Annotated in this window: 21 protein-coding genes; 18 read left to right on the forward strand and 3 right to left on the reverse strand. The window is 27.5% G+C overall.

What is annotated here, in order from left to right:
- Positions 1–82 precede the first annotated feature (82 nt).
- Positions 83–898 (forward strand): MerR family transcriptional regulator, encoded by an 816-nt coding sequence (locus AC4FQW_RS00865; RefSeq protein ID WP_491146801.1) that lies wholly within the window; start codon positions 83–85, stop codon positions 896–898.
- 42 nt (positions 899–940) lie between these two features.
- Here AC4FQW_RS00865 and AC4FQW_RS00870 read toward each other — a convergent pair whose 3' ends face one another.
- Both AC4FQW_RS00870 and AC4FQW_RS00875 read right to left on the reverse strand, forming a co-directional pair.
- Complete coding sequence (locus tag AC4FQW_RS00870) at positions 941–1,678, reverse strand: amino acid ABC transporter ATP-binding protein (protein WP_491146802.1); 738 nt, start codon at positions 1,676–1,678, stop codon at positions 941–943.
- Between the two features lie 10 nt (positions 1,679–1,688).
- A complete protein-coding gene (locus tag AC4FQW_RS00875; RefSeq protein WP_303128645.1) occupies positions 1,689–3,194 on the reverse strand; it encodes an ABC transporter permease subunit in 1,506 nt (501 codons plus the stop codon).
- Positions 3,195–3,416: 222 nt separating this feature from the next.
- Here AC4FQW_RS00875 and AC4FQW_RS00880 point away from each other — a divergent pair, with 222 nt between their 5' ends.
- From AC4FQW_RS00880 to aspS, 17 genes are all read left to right on the forward strand, one after another.
- Positions 3,417–4,427 carry a tyrosine-protein phosphatase gene (locus AC4FQW_RS00880; protein ID WP_491146803.1) on the forward strand — a complete coding sequence of 337 codons (1,011 nt, stop codon included), beginning with the start codon at positions 3,417–3,419 and terminating at the stop codon, positions 4,425–4,427.
- A 70-nt stretch (positions 4,428–4,497) separates the two neighbouring features.
- The gene (locus AC4FQW_RS00885; protein ID WP_303128641.1) at positions 4,498–5,100 is read left to right on the forward strand and encodes a hypothetical protein; all 603 of its coding nucleotides are present in this window, start codon (positions 4,498–4,500) and stop codon (positions 5,098–5,100) included.
- Between the two features lie 134 nt (positions 5,101–5,234).
- Positions 5,235–5,840, forward strand: a complete 606-nt coding sequence (gene ruvA, locus AC4FQW_RS00890; protein ID WP_303128639.1) for a Holliday junction branch migration protein RuvA — start codon at positions 5,235–5,237, stop codon at positions 5,838–5,840.
- A gap of 9 nt (positions 5,841–5,849) precedes the next feature.
- Positions 5,850–6,872 carry a Holliday junction branch migration DNA helicase RuvB gene (gene ruvB, locus AC4FQW_RS00895; RefSeq protein WP_303128637.1) on the forward strand — a complete coding sequence of 341 codons (1,023 nt, stop codon included), beginning with the start codon at positions 5,850–5,852 and terminating at the stop codon, positions 6,870–6,872.
- A 22-nt stretch (positions 6,873–6,894) separates the two neighbouring features.
- Positions 6,895–7,920, forward strand: coding sequence for a tRNA preQ1(34) S-adenosylmethionine ribosyltransferase-isomerase QueA (gene queA, locus AC4FQW_RS00900; RefSeq protein WP_491146804.1), 1,026 nt, complete (start codon positions 6,895–6,897; stop codon positions 7,918–7,920).
- 36 nt (positions 7,921–7,956) lie between these two features.
- The gene (gene tgt / locus AC4FQW_RS00905) at positions 7,957–9,099 is read left to right on the forward strand and encodes a tRNA guanosine(34) transglycosylase Tgt (protein WP_303128633.1); all 1,143 of its coding nucleotides are present in this window, start codon (positions 7,957–7,959) and stop codon (positions 9,097–9,099) included.
- Between the two features lie 113 nt (positions 9,100–9,212).
- Entirely contained in the window at positions 9,213–9,494 is a 282-nt protein-coding gene (yajC, locus tag AC4FQW_RS00910; protein ID WP_303128631.1) for a preprotein translocase subunit YajC, read from the forward strand.
- Positions 9,495–9,727: 233 nt separating this feature from the next.
- A complete protein-coding gene (secD, locus tag AC4FQW_RS00915) occupies positions 9,728–10,978 on the forward strand; it encodes a protein translocase subunit SecD (protein WP_303128629.1) in 1,251 nt (416 codons plus the stop codon).
- 4 nt (positions 10,979–10,982) lie between these two features.
- A complete protein-coding gene (gene secF / locus AC4FQW_RS00920; protein WP_491146805.1) occupies positions 10,983–11,852 on the forward strand; it encodes a protein translocase subunit SecF in 870 nt (289 codons plus the stop codon).
- Positions 11,853–11,993: 141 nt separating this feature from the next.
- Positions 11,994–12,851, forward strand: coding sequence for a DHH family phosphoesterase (locus AC4FQW_RS00925; RefSeq protein ID WP_303128717.1), 858 nt, complete (start codon positions 11,994–11,996; stop codon positions 12,849–12,851).
- 54 nt (positions 12,852–12,905) lie between these two features.
- Positions 12,906–13,424: an adenine phosphoribosyltransferase gene (locus tag AC4FQW_RS00930; protein ID WP_303128625.1), complete on the forward strand. Its 519-nt coding sequence runs from the start codon at positions 12,906–12,908 to the stop codon at positions 13,422–13,424.
- Between the two features lie 115 nt (positions 13,425–13,539).
- Positions 13,540–15,723 carry a RelA/SpoT family protein gene (locus AC4FQW_RS00935; protein WP_491146806.1) on the forward strand — a complete coding sequence of 728 codons (2,184 nt, stop codon included), beginning with the start codon at positions 13,540–13,542 and terminating at the stop codon, positions 15,721–15,723.
- 17 nt (positions 15,724–15,740) lie between these two features.
- Positions 15,741–16,190, forward strand: a complete 450-nt coding sequence (gene dtd / locus AC4FQW_RS00940) for a D-aminoacyl-tRNA deacylase (RefSeq protein ID WP_303128618.1) — start codon at positions 15,741–15,743, stop codon at positions 16,188–16,190.
- 20 nt (positions 16,191–16,210) lie between these two features.
- A complete protein-coding gene (locus AC4FQW_RS00945) occupies positions 16,211–16,810 on the forward strand; it encodes an MBL fold metallo-hydrolase (RefSeq protein ID WP_491148131.1) in 600 nt (199 codons plus the stop codon).
- A 9-nt stretch (positions 16,811–16,819) separates the two neighbouring features.
- On the forward strand, positions 16,820–18,247 hold the full coding sequence (locus tag AC4FQW_RS00950) for a coproporphyrinogen III oxidase (RefSeq protein ID WP_491146807.1): 1,428 nt from the start codon (positions 16,820–16,822) through the stop codon (positions 18,245–18,247).
- Positions 18,248–18,258: 11 nt separating this feature from the next.
- Positions 18,259–19,509, forward strand: coding sequence for a histidine--tRNA ligase (hisS, locus tag AC4FQW_RS00955; protein WP_491146808.1), 1,251 nt, complete (start codon positions 18,259–18,261; stop codon positions 19,507–19,509).
- A gap of 52 nt (positions 19,510–19,561) precedes the next feature.
- Entirely contained in the window at positions 19,562–21,355 is a 1,794-nt protein-coding gene (aspS, locus tag AC4FQW_RS00960) for an aspartate--tRNA ligase (RefSeq protein ID WP_491146809.1), read from the forward strand.
- A gap of 45 nt (positions 21,356–21,400) precedes the next feature.
- On the opposite strand, the gene AC4FQW_RS00965 is transcribed toward aspS, so the two are convergent.
- On the reverse strand, positions 21,401–21,775 hold the full coding sequence (locus tag AC4FQW_RS00965) for a hypothetical protein (RefSeq protein ID WP_303128606.1): 375 nt from the start codon (positions 21,773–21,775) through the stop codon (positions 21,401–21,403).
- Between the last annotated feature and the right edge of the window lie 14 nt (positions 21,776–21,789).

Below are 21,789 nucleotides of genomic sequence, written 5' to 3' on the forward strand. Positions count from 1 at the left end.
AACATAATTATTTACAATAATTAGTTTAAAGGATATAGTAACTATATGGTCAAGAGAATATTAAAAGTTTTATGGAGGAAATATGGATATAAAATTTACTATTGGTGAAGTGGCGAAGTTTCATAATTTATCAAAACAAACTTTGATATTTTATGATAAAATAGGTCTATTTAAACCTAAAATAGTTGATGCTTCTAATAATTATAGATATTACACTGCAGAACAATTAGAAGTTTTAGATAGTATTTTAATACTTAAGGAAATAGGTGTACCTTTAAAAAAAATAAAAGAGTTTTTAGGACATCGTAGTTTAAATTCAACTTTAAATTTGATGGTTGAACAAAAGAGAGAGTTAGAAAAACAAAAAGAACATTTAAATTTAATAATTAAAAGAATTGAAAAAAAGATAGAAACTATAGAGCATATAAGTGAATTTGAAGAAAAAGTTTATTTTAAATACTTAAAAGAAGAATTTTTAGCAGTACAAGAGGTAGAAAGTCCATACGATTTAATAAAAACTAATATATCTATAAAGACATTATTAAAAAAGGCGACTTTAAATTGTTATGTATATAATTATCAAATAGGAGTTATGATTTCAGCTAAAAATTTAAAAAAGGGAAACTATACTACGGCAGATTATACTTTTGTACCTTTAAATAATAAGATATCTGATAAAAACGTTATAATAAAACCTGAAGGTTTATATGCAATTATATATCATCAAGGTAGATATGAAGATATAGGTACAAGCTATAAAAAATTATTAAATGAGATAAATAGAAGGGGATATATTATAAAAAGTCATTCTTATGAATATTGTGTATTAGATAGTCTAACAAGTAAAAATCCAAATAATTATATTACAAAAATATCTATTGGAATAGAAAAGGAATAAAAAAAACCGATATAAATTTTTATATCGGTTTTTAGTTTTATTTTAAGAACTAATGTATCTTTTTAAAAACTGTTTTGTTCTATCATTTTTAGGATTATTAAATATTTCATCTGGTGTACCTTCTTCAACAACCAAACCATCTGACATAAAGATAATTCTATCACCAACATCTTTAGCAAATGACATTTCATGAGTGACAATTATCATAGTTCTATGTTCCTTTGCTAAATTTTTTATTACTAATAAAACTTCATCAACAAGTTCTGGATCTAATGCTGACGTTGGCTCATCAAAAAGTATAACATTTGGATTTATAGCCATAGCACGTGCTATACTAACTCTTTGTTTTTGCCCACCTGATAAAGTATTTGGATATACATCTTTTTTATTTTCCATTCCAACTTTTCTTAGTGCATCTAAAGCTAATTCTGAAGCTTTAGTTTTGTCTATTTTTTTTACCACTATTAATGCTTCTGTTACATTTTCTAATACAGTTTTGTTATTAAAAAGATTATAATGCTGAAAAACCATAGCAGATTGTTTTCTTAATAAATGAATTTGCTTTTTATTTATTTTATTTGTATCTAAAGAAATATCACCAATTGTTATTTTACCTTCATCTGGAGATTCAAGATAATTTAAGCATCTTAGAAAGGTTGATTTACCAGAACCAGATGGTCCAAGAATTACTACAACTTCTCCTGTTTTAACATTTAAATTTATATTTTTTAAAACTTCTATATTATTAAATTTCTTTTTTAAGCCTTCTATTTTTATCATAATATCACCTCTAATATACTGAAATCTTTCTTTCTAAAACTTTTTGTAAATAACTGAAGAACTCTATGATTATCCAGTACATTATTGCTACTACAATATAACTTTCGAAAAATTTGTAACTAGATGATGCAGCCATTTGAGCTTTTGCTAATAGTTCTACAACACCTAAAGTGAAAGCAAGTGAAGATCCCTTTACAGTATCAACAAATATATTACCAAGAGGTGGGATAGCTATTCTGAATGCTTGTGGAAGTATTATTCTTTTAAGTCCTTCTCCTTTTGTCATTCCCACTGATAAACATGCTTCCATTTGTCCTTTATCTATTGCATTTATTGAAGATCTTAATATTTCGGCAATATATGCAGATGCATTTAATCCAAGCCCAATAAGAGCTGCTGTATAAGCTGTCATATTTTGAAGGGGTGGTATAACTTGTGGAATACCAAAATATAATAAAAATAATTGAACTAAAAGAGGAGTACCTCTAAAAAATGAAATATATATTTCGGCTAACTGTTTAATTATTGGGATTTTGTAAATTCTTATTATTGCAAGTGCTATTCCAATAATAAGTCCTAAAATCATACCAAATACTGATAATGAAATAGTAGTTTTCATAGCTTTAATTAGCATAGGAATTAATTTTAATGAATACATAAAGTCAAAGGATAATGTTCCTTTAGAGCTTTTTAAAGATTCTGTATCAGATTCGTTATTATTTGGAGTTGTAACATTAGTTCCAAGCCACTTTTCTGAAATTGCTTTTAAAGATCCATCATTTTTCATATCTAATAAAGCTGAATTTATATCTTTTATTAGATTTTCATTTTCTTTTGTTTTTAAAAATGGATAAGCATTTTCTATTTTATCAATAGGCTTACCTGCAAGCTGTAAATTTAAATTTTTTTCTTTAATTGCAGCTATTGCTGAAACTTTGTCTATAACAACAGCATCAATTCTACCAAGTAAAAGCTCATTAAAAGCAGCATCAGTATTTTGATAAGTTATAATTTTTATATTACCATTTTTATCTTTATCTTTGACTATTTGCTCATAATTACTTCCAAGGTCCACACCGACTTTTTTACCAATTAAATCATCAAATGATTTAATTGAATTATTATCTTGTTTTACAATTATTTGTGCACCACTATATACAGTAGGATCAGTAAAAAAGTATTTTTCTTTTCGTTCGTTAGTTAAAGTTATTTGATTAGCTAAAGTATCAACTTTTCCACTTTCAAGCATACCAAAAAGCCCACTAAATGAAGCGGTCTTAAATTTTATATTGTAATTTAATTTTTTCCCTATTTCATTCCATATGTCAATTTCAAATCCTTCAAGGTTTCCGTTATTTGAATATGTAAAAGGATAATATGTACCTGATGTACCTATAGTAATAGTTTTTTTATTTAAATCTGTAGAATTAGTTTTATTATTTAAATTACTACATGATACTAATGATATTACTATAATTAGCAATGATAATATAAGCAATGTAAAACGTTTTTTCATTTGAAATCCTCTTCCTATAAATAAATTCTTTTTTAAAATTATAAGAATTCCTATCTGAATTGTCAAGATTAATACTTTTATAAAAACATAGGATTATTATGTGAAGAATATTAATAAATAATTATTTTTCAATAAAATAATTAGTAAACATAAATATAATAAATTATTAGATATATAATTATATTAGGTATATATAGGAAAAATTTAAGAGGGTAGGTACGTATGAATAATATAAGTGGAATTTTAATTAGAAAAGAAGATTATATACAAATTAAACTGAATAAAACAGAAAGTGGAAAAATATTTTATAAAAATAAATTAGAAGAAAAAGAAATATTTTTAATGGATTTTTATAATAAAAATACAATAAAATTTAAAGATCCAAAACCTTTAAATAGAACTTTTTATAAAATTGTATGCAAAAGTGGAGAACTTATTCTTGCAGAAAGAATATTACCACTTGAAAAATTTAGTAATTTTAGAGATTTAGGAGGATATATAGATAAAAAAGGAAGAATGATTAAATGGGGATTATTTTATCGTTCAGAAGATCTTTCAAATTTAAAAAATGATGATTTAAAATATTTTGAGACTTTAGGAATAAAATATGTATTGGATTATAGATCAAAAGAGGAAGTACTTGAAAATCCAGATATACAAGTAAAAGGAGTTAAGAATATAAATATATCTGGAATGAATATTGAAGAAAAAATTAGCAAAAGTGAAAATTTAGATATGATAATTTATATTTCCGAAATATTGAAAGGAAAAGAAATTACAATAACTCCAGAACAGTTACTTAAAGATGCTTATAAAAATATGCCAATTAATAATCCTGCATACAAAGAATTATTTGAGCTTTTTAAAAACCCAAAAAATACAGCTATATTACAGCATTGTACTGCAGGAAAGGATAGGACAGGAATAGGATCTGCTCTTTTATTATTAGCATTAGGAATAGATGAAGAAACAGTAATAGAAGATTATTTACAAAGTAATGAGAATAGAGAGCAATTTAATAAAAAAGTAATTAATATGTGTAGTAATTATATTAAAGATGAAAAAACAAAGAAGTTAATAGAAGAAATTTTAGGGGTTAATAGGTCGTTTATACAATTAAGTTTAAATGCTATAAAAGATAAATATGAAACTTATGAGAATTACTTTGAAAAAGAGTATGGACTAACTTCTTTTGATTTGGAAGAATTAAAAGATTTTTATATGTATAAATAAAAATAAATTTTTATAAAAAATGAATAAAACTCTTTATTGTGGTAAAAATACCCAATAAGGAGTGATAAGAATGAAACATAAAAGAAAAATTTATTTAAGTATAGTGTTTTTAGGTATTATAATTCTTTTTAGTGGAACATATTATTTAACATCAAAAAGTATTAAAAATAGAGAACTTGAAAAGCAAAATAGTATGCAGGTAGAAGAAGTTAATTCATCTAGTATAGCAAAAGGAAGAACACTTAGAGATGATTTGATTATTTCTTTCTATACTAATGAAAAGAGAGATAAAACAACAACTGTTAAAGAATTAATAAAAATTAATAATTTGAAGGATGGATTAACAGAAGAATTACTAACAAAACAAGCATTGAAAGACGGATATGAATTAGTAGAAAAATCAAATGATAGATTTATATATAGAAGAAATAGTCAAGATAAAGTTAGTAGTGATTTTGAGAAAGATACTTATTATATTGGTGAAAGTGATGGATATTTAGCTATATATAAAGCTGATAATAATGGGGAACTTAAAAAAGAAAAAGTTTATTCAGATGAAATGTCTATAGATATGTTTAGAGATACTGATGCTGAAAAAATTAAAAATTTTAAATATTTTAGTAGCAAAAATATAGAAGAAGTAGAAAATAAAATAATGGAACTTATTACGTAAAAATTAGGACTAATTATATAGTCCTTTTTTTATTGTTATCATTTCTTGAAAGATTTTAATTAAAATGATAAAGTAATAAGTAGACTTGTATGGGAACATACTTTCATCCAGCATATTGGAAAGGGGGAGTATAAATGTATGAATATATAAAAGGAAAATATATAGGAATAATAAAAGATTATTTAATCATTGAAAATAATGGTATAGGATATAAAATATTTTCTTCAGGAATAACTATGTCAGAAATGCCATCTATTGGTGAAGAAGTTATGCTTTATTTAGAACAAATAGTTAGAGAAGATTTTATTGGATTATATGGATTTTTATCAAAAGAAGAATTAAATATGTTTAAATTATTACTTGGAATAAATGGAGTTGGTTCAAAGGCTGCACTTTCACTTTTATCAATTAGTAGAATAAATAATTTGAAGTATGCAATAATGACTGAAGATGATAAACATCTTTGTAGAGCTCCTGGAATAGGTAAAAAGACTGCTTCAAGAATAATATTAGAACTTAAAGATAAGTTAAAACCAGATGAATTATTTGAAGATGGAGATATAAATGAAAATATACCTTCAGTAGATGATGATTATGCATTTAAAGTTTCAGAAGTTTTAGGAGCACTTTTAGCATTAGGATACAGTGAAAAAGAAGCAAATATGGCTATTAAAAATATAAGTAAAGAAAATACTGTAGAAATAATGATAAAAGATTGCTTAAAAGTTTTAATGGGGTAGGTGAGATTTTTGGAAAGAATTATTACACCTAATGAACTTAATGAAGATTTTGGAGAATTAAGTTTAAGACCTCAAAAAATAAATGAATATATAGGTCAAGATAAAGTTAAAGAAAGATTAGATATATTTATAAAAGCAGCTAGAAATAGAAATGAAGCATTAGACCATGTTTTATTATATGGCCCCCCAGGACTTGGAAAAACTACATTAGCTAACATTATAGCTAAAGAAATGGGTGGAAATCTTAAGGTTACATCTGGTCCAGCAATTGAAAGAGCTGGTGATTTAGCTGCAATATTAACTACTCTTCAAGATAATGATGTTTTATTTATTGATGAGATTCATAGATTAAATAGAAATGTTGAGGAAATTCTTTATCCTGCCATGGAAGATTATGCTCTTGATATAGTTATAGGAAAAGGAGCAGCTGCTAAATCTATTAGACTTGATTTGCCACAATTTACTCTTATAGGTGCAACTACAAGAATAGGAATGTTAACATCACCTCTTAGAGATAGATTTGGGGTTTTATGCTCTATGGAATATTATACAGATGAACAACTAAAGGATATAATAGTTAGAAGTGCTTTAGTTTTTGGTTGTTCTATAACAGAGGAAGGTGCTTTTGAAATAGCTAGAAGATCAAGAGGTACGCCAAGAATAGCTAATAGATTATTAAAAAGAGTTAGAGATTATTCTGAAGTTAAATCTGATAATTTAATAAGTTATAAAGAAGCAAGAGAAGCTCTTAAACTTTTAGAAGTAGATAGTCAAGGATTTGATAGAGTTGATAATAAAATATTAGAAGCTATAATAGATAATTTTAAAGGTGGACCTGTTGGTATAGAAACCTTATCTTATTTTATAGGAGAAGAACTTGGAACATTAGAAGATGTATATGAACCTTATCTGTTACAAAAAGGATTTATAGTAAGAACACCAAGAGGAAGAGTAGCAACTGAAAAAGCATATAAGCACTTAGGAAGAAGTATTAGTGCTCATAATAAAGGAGAACAAAAAAAGTTTTTTTAAATATAGTAAGGAGACGAAATAAATGAAAGTAAGCGATTTTGATTTTTATTTACCAGAAGAATTAATAGCACAACATCCATTAGAAAAAAGAGATACTTCAAGACTTATGGTTCTTGACAAGAAAACAGGTGATATAGAACATAAAGTTTTTAAGGATATAATAGAATATTTAAATGAAGGTGATACTCTTGTTTTAAACAATACTAGAGTAATGCCAGCAAGACTTATAGGTGCTAAAGAAGGTACTGGTGGTAAAATAGAATTTTTACTTCTTAAAAGACTTGAGGGAGATAAGTGGGAATGTTTAGCTAAGCCTGGAAAAAGCGCAAAACCTGGAAGAAGGTTTGAGTTTGGAGATGGAAAACTTAAATGTGAAGTTTTAGAAGTATTAGATACAGGTAATAGAATTATAGAATTTGAATATGATGGAATATTTGAAGAAGTTCTAGATTCATTAGGAGAAATGCCACTTCCTCCATACATACATGAAAGATTAGAAGATAGAGAAAGATATCAAACTGTATATTCTAAAGAAAAAGGTTCAGCCGCTGCACCAACTGCAGGACTTCACTTTACAGAAGAATTACTTAAAGAAATAAAAGAAAAAGGAGTAAATATAGTTTATCTAACTTTACATGTTGGTCTTGGAACATTTAGACCAGTTCAAGTTGATGATATAAATGATCATATTATGCATTCAGAATTTTATCAATTATCAAAAGAATCAGCTGATATAATAAATAATACGAAGAAAAATGGCAAGAGGGTTATAGCGGTAGGTACTACATCAACAAGAACATTAGAAACTATAGCAGAAGATGATGGTACAGTTAAGGAAGCAAGTGGTTGGACAGATATATTTATATATCCAGGATATAAATATAAATTGGTAGATAATTTAATAACTAATTTTCATTTGCCAGAATCAACATTAATAATGCTTGTTTCAGCATTAGCAGGAAGAGATAATGTATTAAATGCCTATAATGAAGCAGTTAAAGAAAAATATAGATTCTTCTCATTTGGAGATGCTATGTTTATTAAATAAAAAGCAATTGACTTAGAAACTAAAGGAGTGAAATTTTTGAGCAAAAGATATACTTTGTTAAAGAAGGACGGGAAAGCAAGAAGGGGTAGATTTGTAACACCACATGGAACTATAGAAACACCAGTATTTATGAATGTAGGAACATTAGCTGCTATTAAAGGCGCGGTTTCAAGTATGGATTTAAAGGAAATAGGATGTCAAGTTGAACTTTCAAATACATATCATCTTCATTTAAGACCATCAGATAAAGTTGTTAAGGAAATGGGTGGACTTCATGAATTTATGAATTGGGATAGACCTATACTTACAGATTCAGGTGGCTTCCAAGTATTTTCATTATCAGGAATTAGAAAAATTAAAGAAGAGGGTGTATACTTTAATTCTCATATAGATGGTAAGAGAATATTTATGGGACCTGAAGAAAGTATGCAAATACAAAGTAATTTAGCCTCAACTATAGCTATGGCATTTGATGAATGTATAGAGATACCATCACCTAGAAAATATGTTGAGCAATCAGTTGAAAGAACTACAAGATGGCTTGAAAGATGTAAAAAAGAAATGGATAGATTAAATTCACTTCCTGACACTATAAACAAAGAACAAATGTTATTTGGTATAAATCAAGGAGCCACATTTAAAGATATAAGAATAGAACATGCAAAGACTATATCAAAGATGGATTTAGATGGATATGCTATTGGAGGACTTGCAGTTGGAGAAACTCATGAAGAAATGTATGAAACAATAGATGCAGTTGTACCACACCTTCCACAAGATAAACCTATCTATTTAATGGGAGTTGGAACGCCTGAAAATATTTTAGAAGCTGTAGATAGAGGAGTAGACTTTTTCGATTGTGTTCTTCCAGCAAGAAATGGTAGACATGGTCATGTATTTACAGGAGAAGGTAAGATTAATCTAATGAATAAAAAGTTTGAATTAGATAAAAGACCTATAGATGAAGGGTGTCAATGTCCTACATGTAAAAATTACACAAGAGGATATATAAGACATTTATTTAAAGCTAAGGAAATGCTTGCTATGAGACTTTGTGTACTTCATAATCTTTATTTTTATAATAAGTTAATGGAAGATATAAGAAATGCTATTGATGAAGATAGATTTAAAGAGTTTAAAGAACAAAAATTAAGTGAGTGGAATAGAAATAAAAAATAATAGTATTTAATAATAGTTTTAAATGTTTTGTTGACAACAAAATGAAATAAATGTAAACTCATTTTAGGGATATAAGTTCCAAATGATACTTAAACAAGGAAAGGGTGTACAAAATGCCAATTTTATATCAAATACTACCATTGGTTTTAATATTTGGTCTTTTCTTCTTTATGATAATTCTTCCAGAAAAGAAGAGAAAGAAGCAATATGGACAAATGATGGATTCATTAAAAGTTAATGATGAAATAATGACAAGAGGCGGAATCGTTGGTAAAATAGTTAAAATGTCAGATGAGCATGTAGTAATAGAAACAAGCTCAGATAGAACAAAAATAAAATTAGTTAAAAATTCAATTGCAACTAAGTTAAATAAAGAGGAAGCTGAAGTTAAATAAAAATAATTTAAAAAGTAAAAACACCACAAAAGTGGTGTTTTTTATTTAATAAGATTGAATTAATCACAAAGTGAAATGTTTACATAATACTTTATTATGATATTATATTATGGTATAATTAAAAGCGATTTATAGAAATTTATACCAATAAATGTAAAATTATAAAAAGAATATTTAAGTATTAGTTTGGGCACTATACAATAGTGTTTATACTGAACCGAAGGGGGATAAAAATGAAAGGAAAAGGAAAAAGTACATTTATTTTTACGCTTTGTACCCTAGTTATAATAGTTTTAGCAATAGTTTGCTTCAGAGGAGTTAAAATTGGAGGCTGGGAGATAAAATCTTTCAATCAAGCTATAACTAAAGGGTTGGATTTACAAGGTGGAGTTTCTGTGCTTTTAGGAATTCAAGATGAAAATGTAAGTCATGAAGATTTACAGAAAACAAAAGATTTAATAAAATTAAGAGTTGATAAGCTTGGAGTAGCTGAAACTGTAGTTACTACAGAAGGTGATAATAAAATAAGAGTTGATATACCTGGAGAATATAATTCACAAGGTATAGTAGATGCTTTAAGTAAAACAGGAGAGCTTACTTTTAAGGCGCCAGATGGAAAGGTAATTTTAACTGGTAAGGATGTAAAAAAAGCTACATCTATGCTTGATCAACAAAATGGAAAGCCTGTTGTTTCACTTGAATTAAATAATGAAGGAACTAAATTATTTTCAGAGGCTACTCAAAAATATTTAGGAAAACAAATATCAATTAATATGGATGATCAACAACTTACAAATCCTACAGTTCAAAGCCAAATAACAAATGGTGAAGCTGTAATTACTGGTATGAGTAGTGTTGAAGAAGCTAAAAATTTAGCAGGACTTATAAATTCAGGAGCATTACCTGTTAGTATAAAAGCTTTATCACAACAAACTGTTGGAGCACAACTTGGTGAAACAGCATTACCAAATGCCGTTAAAGCAGGAGTGATTGGAATAAGTTTAATATTCATATTTATGATTTTATATTATAGAGTTCCAGGTATAATAGCATCAATTGCTTTAACATTATATGTTACATTAGTTCTCCTAGTGTTTGTTGAAATTGGAGCAACACTTACACTTCCAGGTATAGCTGGATTCTTACTTACTATAGGTATGGCAGTAGATGCCAATGTACTTATATTTGAAAGAATAAGGGAAGAACTTAGAAATGGTATTTCACCAAAATCAGCAGTTAAGAAAGGTTTTGATAATGCACTTTCATCAATAGTTGATTCAAATGTAACAACAATAATAGCTGCATTGGTTCTTTATTTTGTAGGGTCTGGATCAGTTAAAGGATTTGCTATAACATTAATGATAGGTATAGTTGTAAGTTTATTTACGGCTCTTATAGTAACAAAATTCTTAATGAATCAAGCGTTAGCTGCTGGCTTCTTAAGCAAACCATCTCTGTTTAGAGTGAAAGTGAAAAGGGGGTAGAGCTATGTTGAAAATAATAGAACATGCAAAAATATGGATTACTTTATCCCTTATTTTTATAGTTGTGGGATTAGGCTTTATGTTCACAAGAGGTCTTAATTTTGGTATAGATTTTAAAGGTGGTACACAAGTTGTATTTGATTTTGGTAAAGAATTTGATAAACAAAAGGCAGATGAAATTGTTAAAAAATATGATAAAGATGCAATAACTAATACTGTAAATTCAACACAATATGAAATAAAATCACCTAATTTACCATCAAAAGAAGTTAATGAAATTTATGATCAATTTAAGAAAGATTTTAAAATTGGTGATAAAGCATTAGTTTCTCAAAATGAAATAGGTGCATCAGTTGGTAAAGAATTAACAGATAAAGCTATTATAGCAATTGGTATAGCATTTGTGTGCATGCTTATATATATAGCAATAAGATTTGAAATAAGATTTGGAATTGCGGCTTTAGTAGCACTAATTCATGATATATTAGTAACTCTTAGTTTTTATGCTATATTTAATATAACAGTTAACTCACCATTTATAGCGGCTATATTAACTGTTGTAGGTTATTCAATAAATGATACTATAGTTATTTTTGATAGAATAAGAGAGAATTCAAAGATTATGAGAAGAAGTTCTCCAACTGAAATAGCTGATAAGAGTTTAACACAAACTATGTCAAGATCAATTAATACAACAATTACAACTCTTATAACAATTGTAGCAGTTAATATTTTTGTGCCAACTGTTAGAGAATTTTCTCTTCCACTTATAATTGGTATAGCTACAGGAGCTTATTCATCAATATTTATAGCATCACCTTTATGGGTTGCTCTTCAAAAAAGAAGAAATAATAATAAAAAAACAAAAGCATAACTTATAAGATTATGTCTAAATATAAAAGCCTTCAAAATAAATTTGAAGGTTTTTTAACTTTTTTACATAAATATTTGTCAAATGCTCTGTTTTAAATTATAATATTATTGTTTTCTAATTTTGTGGAGGAGATAGTAAGTGATGCGTAAGTTTTGGGAGAGTATATATTGCCCTAATTACATAAAAGGATATAATCCCTTTATTATGAAAGATATGAACAAGTCAATAGAACGTCTTGTTACAGCAATTAATAATAGGGAAAAGATCATTATATATGGAATAAACACTGTTGATGGTATTTGTGCAATTGCTTCCTTAAGCTTAGTTTTAAGATACTTAAATGCAGATGTAGAATATTTAATACATGATGGTGGAGACGAATGTAAAAAGGTAGATTCTTTTGATATAAAAACAAAAATAGATTTTTTAGGGGGAGAATTACTAATTACATTAGGAGTGGATTTAGCATCACAAGAAGAGGTTGAACTTTGTGATAGGCTTGGAATAGATTTAATAGTTATAGAGAATAAAATTATTAATGAAAAGAAAGATTATATTTATATAAATCCTAATCAAAAATGTTGTCAATATAGATATAAAAATTTATCATTAAGTGCTTTAACATTTAAATTAATGCAAGCTATAGCCATTTATTACAATATGAAAAGTATTAATAAATATTTGGATTTGATTTTAATTGGTACAAAGTGGGCAGGTTCTAAAGGTAGTGGAGAAAATGCTATTTTTCTAAAAGAAGGTAAGAAATTTTTAGACAATACAAATAACATTGGATTAAGAGCTATAATTAACTTTAATAATATAGAAGAACTTGATGACGAGAATATAGAGAAAATTATAAATTTAATAACTCCAACTACAAGTGCTGTTGGAAAATTAAATAATGCTAGAATAGTTCTAGAACTAATTACGACTGATGATGAAGATAGAGCAGAGCAAATAGCAAAATATTTATATAATACAAGAATAAGGCAGTTTTAAATGCATTATAATGTATTGTTAGGATGTAATTCTTAAAATATTGGAGGAATCAAAATGGATTTAAAAGAAAAAATAAGAATAGTTGAAGATTTTCCTAAAGAGGGAATAAGTTTTAAAGATGTAACTACATTAATTTCAGATGGAGAAGGATTAAGAGAATCTGTTAATAAGATAGTTGAGCATTTAAAAGACAAAAAGATAGATGTAGTTGTAGGTCCAGAAGCTAGAGGGTTTATATTTGGAGTTCCTGTTGCTTATGCATTAGGTGTTGGATTTATTCCAGTTAGAAAACCTGGTAAGCTACCAGGAGAAACTATATCAATAGCATATGATTTAGAATATGGTACAGATAATTTAGAATTACACAAAGGTTCTATAAAGAAAGGACAAAGAGTTGCAATAGTTGACGATTTATTAGCAACTGGAGGAACAATAGAAGCAGTAGCAAAACTTGTAGAACTTGCTGGTGGAGAAGTTGTTTCATTAGATTTTGTAATAGAACTTACAGAATTAAAAGGAAGAGATAAACTTAAAGGTTACGATGTAATGTCATTAACACAGTATGATGTTTAAAATCATTGAAAATGTTTTGACGGTATTATATAATAATAGATAATGGCTGGTTAAAAAACCAGCCTTTGATTTTAAATAATTATAGTTTAATACTATTTTAAGGGGCGTATTCCTAATGATAGAGAATTTAGTTAATTATATAGAAAAAAATTGCAATAATGTTGACATTGAAACGATAAAAAAAGCCTATAACTTAGCTAATGAAGCTCATAAAGATCAAAGTAGAGAATCAGGTGAACCTTACATAATACATCCAATAGACGTAGCATGTATATTAGCTGAACTTGGTATGGATACTAGCACTATTGCTGCAGGTCTTTTACATGACGTTATAGAAGATACAGATTATACATATGAAGATATGGCTAATGAATTTAATGAAGAAATAGCAAATCTTGTTGAAGGTGTAACAAAACTTGGCAAAATAGAATATAAGACAAAAGAAGAACAGCAAGCTGATAACGTAAGGAAAATGCTTTTAGCTATGGCTAAAGATATAAGAGTAATTATAATAAAATTAGCAGATAGACTTCATAATATGAGAACTCTTAAATATATGAAAAAAGAGAAGCAAAAACAAAAAGCAAAAGAAACTTTAGATATTTATGCACCTCTTGCTCATAGACTTGGTATGTCTAAAATTAAGTGGGAACTTGAAGATTTAAGTTTTAGATATTTGCATGAAGAAGAATATTATGATTTAGTACATAAAATTGCTGAAAAGAGAGTAGAGAGAGAAGCTTACATTGATTCTGTTATAGAGGATCTTAAAGGAAAATTAGATGATGCAGGAATTGATGCTGATATAGAAGGAAGGCCAAAACATTTCTATAGTATATATAGAAAAATGGTAAAAAAACATAAAGATATAGAACAAATATTTGACTTAACTGCAATAAGAATTTTAGTTGATTCAGTAAAAGATTGTTATGGAGTACTTGGTATAGTTCATACTATTTATAAACCAATACCAGGAAGATTTAAGGACTATATAGCTATGCCAAAGCCTAATATGTATCAATCACTGCATACAACCGTCATAGGACCGCAAGGTAAAACTTTTGAAATTCAAATAAGAACCTTTGAAATGCATAAAACAGCAGAATATGGTATAGCAGCTCACTGGAAATACAAAGAAGGAAGCGAAGATGATAAGGGTGCTGACTTTGAAATGAAGCTTGCATGGCTTAGAGATATGTTAGAATGGCAAAAAGAAACATCAGATGCTGAGGAATTTATAGAAGGATTTAAAATAGATTTATTTTCTGATGAAGTATTTGTATTTACTCCAAAAGGTGTAGTAATAAATTTAGCAAGTGGTTCTACACCAATAGATTTTGCTTATAGAATACATACTGATATAGGAAATAAATGTGTTGGTGCAAAAGTTAATGGTAAAATAGTACCTTTAGATTATAAGTTAAAGACTGGAGAGATAGTTGAAATAATTACTTCTAAAAGTACAAAAGGTCCTAAGATGGATTGGTTAAATATTGTAAAGAGTAATCAAGCTAAGAGTAAAATTAGACAATGGTTTAAAAAGATAAAAAAAGAAGAAAATATAGAAAAAGGAAAAGAAATCCTAGAAAAAGAACTTAAGAAACAAAGTGTTGTATTTAATGATATTGCAAAGGGAGATGTTTATAACAAACTTCTTAAGAGATACAATATACATAATTTAGAGGATTTATATGCTAATATAGGTGTTGGAGTAATAACAGCATCATCGTTTGTATCAAGGCTTAAAGAAGATAATATAGATGATAAAGCAGCTAAAGAAGCTTTAGAAAAAAATATTGAAGAACAAATACAAAAGCAAGAAAAGAAACATGAAAAAGATAACCAAAAAACTTATGGTGTTACTGTAAAAGGCCTTAGTAATATAATGGTTAGATTTGCAAAATGTTGTAATCCAGTGCCAGGTGATGATATAGTTGGATATATTACAAAAGGGCGAGGAGTATCTGTTCATAGAAAAGATTGTAATAATGTAAAAGCATTAATTAAAAATGAACCTGAAAAAATAGTTGAAGCTAGCTTTGGAAAGGCAAAGGGCTCAGCTTATATAGCAGAGGTTCAAATAAGAACAGAAGATAGAACTGGGATATTAGCTGAAATAATGAGTGTTATTAGTGAAAAAGGATTACCTTTAAATTCATTAAATGCGAATTCATCTAAAGGAAATGTTGCAACTATAAATATAAAAATAAAAATAAACTCAATAGAGCAATTAAAGGAGTTTATGAAGGTTATTAGAAAAATTAGAGGGGTAATTGATATATATAGAGTTAATAATTAAAGAAGGACGTGTTCATTTTGAGAGCTGTAGTACAGAGAGTTTCTTCATCTAGTGTAAAAGTAGATGGTGAAGTAGTAGGAAAAATAAATGAAGGATTAAATATTCTTATTGGAATATCAAAAGAAGATACTATAGAGGATTTAAAATATATAAAAGATAAAGTAGTTAATCTTAGAATTTTTGAAGATGAAAACTATAAAATGAATCAATCTTTATTAGATATAAAAGGAGAAATTTTAGTTATATCACAATTTACACTTTATGGTGATTGTAGAAAAGGTAGAAGACCTAATTTTATGAATGCTAAAGGTGGAGAAGAAGCTAAAATTCTTTACAATGAGTTTGTAAATATGTTAAAAGAAACAGGATTAAAAGTAGAAACTGGAGAATTTGGAGCGGATATGAAAGTTGATATACAAAATGATGGACCTGTAACAATACTTTTAGATAGTTTCAAACAATTTTAATAATAAGGAGATGATTTTTGATGATAGTTAAAACAATACCAGCAGGTATATATGATGCAAATTGTTATTTAATAATAGATAATGATACTAAAGAAGCAGGAATTATAGATCCAGGTGGAGATGAACTAAAGTTAAAACAAATAATAGAAGGACTTAATATAAAGCCAAAATTTATATTATTAACACATGCTCATTTAGATCATGTTGGAGCTGTTGAATACTTAAGTCAATCATTTAATATTCCATTCTATGTAAATGAAGCAGAAATGAAATATGTAGAAAATGATAATTATGTATTTGGAAATATAAGAAAGCCAGATGGATTCTTAACAGAAGATTCTAATCTTTATATAGGGAAAACTAAAGTTAATGTTATATGTACTCCAGGTCATACAGAAGGTGGAGTTTGTTTTCTAATTGGAGATGATTTGTTTTCAGGAGATACATTGTTTCAAGGGTCAATAGGAAGAACTGATTTTTCAGGTGGAGATTTTGGAAAAATAATTAATAGTATAAGGGTTAAATTATTGCCACTTGGAGATTATATAACTGTATATCCAGGACATGGACCAAAAACAACTATAGGATTTGAAAAGAAAAACAATCCATTTTTAAAGTAAGGAGAAAATATGAAAATTAATATAGGATTGAATGATTTAAAATACAGATATGATGTATATCAAATGTTTAATTTATATTTTCCTTTAGATGAAATAAAATTTGAAAATGAAAATGAATTTGATTACACTGTAGATATTAATAAAGATGAAGTTGTTTTTAAAAGTGGTAATTTTGAAGAAAAAGATAAAATAGAAGAAAATATAAAAGATATAATAAAGAAAACTATTTTTAAAGGACTTAAAAGTTTAACGGGAGATATTTATCCATGGGGAACTTTAGTTGGAATAAGACCTTCTAAAATTGCATTAAAACTATTAAATGAAGGAAAAAGCGAAGAAGAAATAATAAAATATTTTTATGAAAAACATATGGCTTTAGAAGAAAAAGCAAAACTTTGTATTGATATTGCAAAGGTAGAAGAAAAGTTTTTAGATATAAATAATAAAAAAATAGCTATATATATAGGAATGGCATTTTGCCCTACTAGATGTCTATATTGTTCTTTTGCATCAAATCCTATATCAGGAAATAAAAAACTTGTAAAACCATATTTAGATGCACTTTCTTATGAAATAGAGAAAATTAAAGAATATGTAGATAAAAAAGGATTAGAGATAGAAACAGTATATTTTGGTGGAGGAACTCCTACATCAGTATCTAATGAAGAGTTTGAAGAAATAATGAATAAGGTTTATAATGCATTTGTGGTAAATAGAGGTATATTAGAATTTACTGTTGAATGTGGAAGACCTGATTCAATAACTTTAGAAAAACTTAAAACTATGAAAAAATATAATGTTTCTAGAATAAGTATAAATCCTCAAACTATGAATGATGAAACATTAAAGTTAATTGGAAGAAATCATAATTCAGAAGATGTAAAAGAAAAATTTAAAATTGCAAGAGAATTAGGTTTTAAAGATATTAATATGGATATGATAATAGGACTTCCAGGAGAAGGTATTAAAGAAGCTATAAAAACTGCAAATGAAATAAAAGAACTTAATCCAGATAGTTTAACAGTTCATGGACTTTCATTAAAAAGAGGCTCTAGACTTTATGAAAATTTCATACTTAAAAAAGGACTTGGAATTAAACCACAAGATGAAATTTCAAAAATGTATGAAGAAAGCAGAAAGCTAGCAAATGATTTAGAACTTATACCTTACTATATGTATAGACAAAAAAATATGGTTGGAAATATGGAGAATATAGGATATTCTAAAGCGGGAAAAGAATGTATATATAATATGCAAATGATTGAAGATACTCAAAGTATAATAGCACTTGGAGCTGATGCTGTATCTAAAGTTGTATTTAGAGAAGAAAATAGAATTGAAAGATTTCCAAATGTTAAAGATGTTAGAGAATATATAAATAGAATAGATGAAATGATTGAAGGTAAAATAGATTTACTAAATACGTTGTATAAGTAGGAGGAAAGATAATGGAAATACAGGCACCTAAAGGTACTAAAGATATGTTACCAGTTGATGCTTATAAATGGCATTACGTTGAAAATATATTTAGAGAAATATCAAAAAATTTTGGTATAAGAGAAATTAGAACTCCAATATTTGAACATACTGAGTTATTTTTAAGAGGTGTTGGAGAAACAACTGATATAGTTCAAAAGGAAATGTATACTTTTGAAGATAAAGGTGGTAGAAGTATTACTTTAAAACCTGAAGGAACAGCTCCAGCTGTTAGAGCTTTTATTGAAAATAGATTATTTAATGAAGCACAACCAACAAAACTTTTCTATATAACACCATGTTTTAGATATGAGAAAGCGCAAAAAGGAAGATATAGACAATTCCATCAATATGGAATTGAAATGTTTGGAAGTGAAAAGCCTTCAATAGATGCAGAAGTTATGGCTCTTGCTATGACTATATTAAAAAAGATAGGGCTTAAAGGATTAAGTCTTAATATAAATAATTTAGGATGTCCAAATTGTAGACCTAAATATAATGATGCATTAAAGAAATTTTTAAAAGAAAATTATGATAACTTATGTCCAACTTGTAAAACAAGATTTAACAAAAATCCAATGAGAATATTAGATTGTAAAGAACATAAGTGTAAAGAAATAACTAAAAGTGCTCCAATAATATTGGATTATATTTGTGATGAATGTAGTGATCATTTTGATAAGGTAAAGGAATATTTAGATATTTTAGGTATACCTTATACAGTTGATCCAGGAATTGTTAGAGGACTTGATTATTATACAAAAACAATATTTGAAATATTAAATTCAGACTTCACAGTATGTGGAGGGGGAAGATATGATAAGCTAATAGAAGAAATTGGTGGACCAGAAACACCAGCAGTTGGATTTGGTATGGGAATAGAAAGACTTATACTTGCTATTGAAAAAGAAGGTATAGTTATAAATGAGGATCCAACAGTAGAACTTTATTTAGCAGCTAGGGGAGAAGAAGGGGCTAAGGAAGCATTTAGGCTAGCTCATGCTTTAAGAGAAATTGGAGTAAGTTCAGAAATAAATCATGCAGGAAGAAGCTTTAAAGCAGAAATGAAATATGCGAATAAAATAGGGGCAAAATTCAATGTTGTTTTAGGTGATGATGAACTTCAAAATAGAAAAGCTAAATTTAAGAGAATGAGTGATGGAGAACAATTTGAATTAAGCTTAGATGATTTAGAAAAAATAAAAGAGCTTATTAAAGCTTAAAATTTGTTTTAGCTTGCAGAGAAAAAATAATATAGATATGGAGGAATCACATATGGCAGAATCACTTAGTGGATTAAAGAGAACAATGATGTGTGGTGAACCTAGAGAAGAGCATGTAGGTAAGAAAATTACCTTAATGGGATGGGTTCAAAGAAATAGAAAACTTGGAGGCTTACAGTTTATAGATTTAAGAGATAGAACTGGAATAATGCAAGTAGTATTTGGAGATGATGTTACTGAAGAAGTTTTCGAAAAAGCAAAAGGAGTTAGACCAGAATATTGTATAGCAGTTACTGGTGAGGTAGTACTTAGAGAAGCTCCAAATAAAGAATTACCTACAGGACTTGTAGAATTAAAATGTGAGGATATAAGAATTCTTTCAGAATCAGAAACACCTCCAATATATATAAAAGAAGGACTAGATGCAGCTGAGAATATAAGATTAAAGTATAGATATTTAGACCTTAGAAGACAAGATATGCAAAAAATATTTATGATAAGAAATAGGACTACTAAGGCAATAAGAGATTATTTAGATAATTGTGGATTTTTAGAAGTTGAAACTCCAGTACTTACAAAAAGTACTCCAGAAGGTGCAAGAGATTACTTAGTTCCTTCAAGAAATTATCCAGGAATGTTTTATGCACTTCCACAATCACCTCAAATATTTAAGCAATTATTAATGGTTTCAGGATTTGATAAATATTATCAAATAACTAAATGTTTTAGAGATGAAGATTTAAGAGCAAATAGACAGCCAGAGTTTACTCAAGTTGACTTAGAAATGAGTTTTGTTGAGCAAGAAGATGTAATGGCTTTAAATGAAGGATTAATAGCTCATGTATTTAAAGAAGTTTTAGGTCATGAAGTTAAACTTCCAATTAAGAGAATGACTTTTAAAGAAGCAATGGAAAGCTACGGATCAGATAAACCAGATTTAAGATTTGGAATGAAGATACAAGATATATCAGAAGTAGTTAAAGATGTTGATTTTAAAGTATTTAAAGAACCTTTAGAAAATGGTGGGTCAGTTAGATGTCTTTGTGTAGAAGGTGGAGCTTCTATGGGAAGAAAAGATATTGATAGACTTGGTGAATTTGTAAAAACTTATAAAGCTAAGGGACTTGCATGGATTAAAGTTAAAGAAGATGGAATACAATCTCCAATAGCTAAGTTCTTAACAGAAGAACAAATGACTAATCTTTTAGAAAAAGTTTCAGCTAACACTAACGATTTAGTTTTAATAGTTGCAGACAAAAATTCAGTAGTATTCCAAAGCTTAGGAGCATTAAGATTAGAACTTGCTAAAAAGCTTGATTTAATAAAAGATAAAAATGAATTTAATTTCACTTGGATTACAGAGTTCCCATTATTTGAATATAGTGAAGAAGAAGAAAGATACACTGCATGTCACCATCCATTCACAGCACCAATGGAAGAAGACTTAAAGTATTTAGAAACTGAACCAGGAAAAGTAAGATCAATTGCATATGACTTAGTTTTAAATGGAGAAGAGTTAGGTGGAGGATCAATAAGAATTCATGACACTGAACTTCAAGAAAGAATGTTTAAAGCTTTAGGATTTACAATGGAAGAAGCTTGGAAGAGATTTGGTTTCTTACTAGAAGCATTCAAATTTGGTCCACCACCACATGGCGGATTAGCATTTGGATTAGATAGAATGATAATGTTCTTAGCAGGAACTGATAATATAAAAGATGTTATAGCATTCCCTAAAAACCAAAATGCATATTGTTATTTAAGTGAAGCTCCAAACATTGTAGATGAAAAGCAATTAAATGAGCTTGGAATATCAATAAATTTAAAAGAAGAGAATGAAGAATAATTAAAATCACACCCAGAAAATATTAATTTTCTGGGTGTTTTTATATTAACTTAAACTTATTATAATACATAGTATTCCACTAAGCATTAATTCAGCACTATGGAATTTAACATCAAATATAGTAGTTCTTAGAGCATTATTTGCCCTATCAAGTGATTCTTTTTCATGGTGAACCATTTCTAAATTAGTTTTAGATACGTATTGAGAATTGCTTTGACCTAAAGTGTTAATACCGTTTCCAATATGAAATCCACCAGAAATAGAAAAACCACCAATTATAGAGAAAATAATTCCTAATATAAGAAGTACATCAGAATATACAAAATTAGAAATGATTGATATAAAAAATGCTAAAAAAATTAAAATTAAAGAGTATAAAATTAAACATTTACCTCTTTGAAATATTTCATATTTTTGCATATTAAATTATTCTC

Source organism: Clostridium sp. TJA085 (assembly GCF_058310235.1).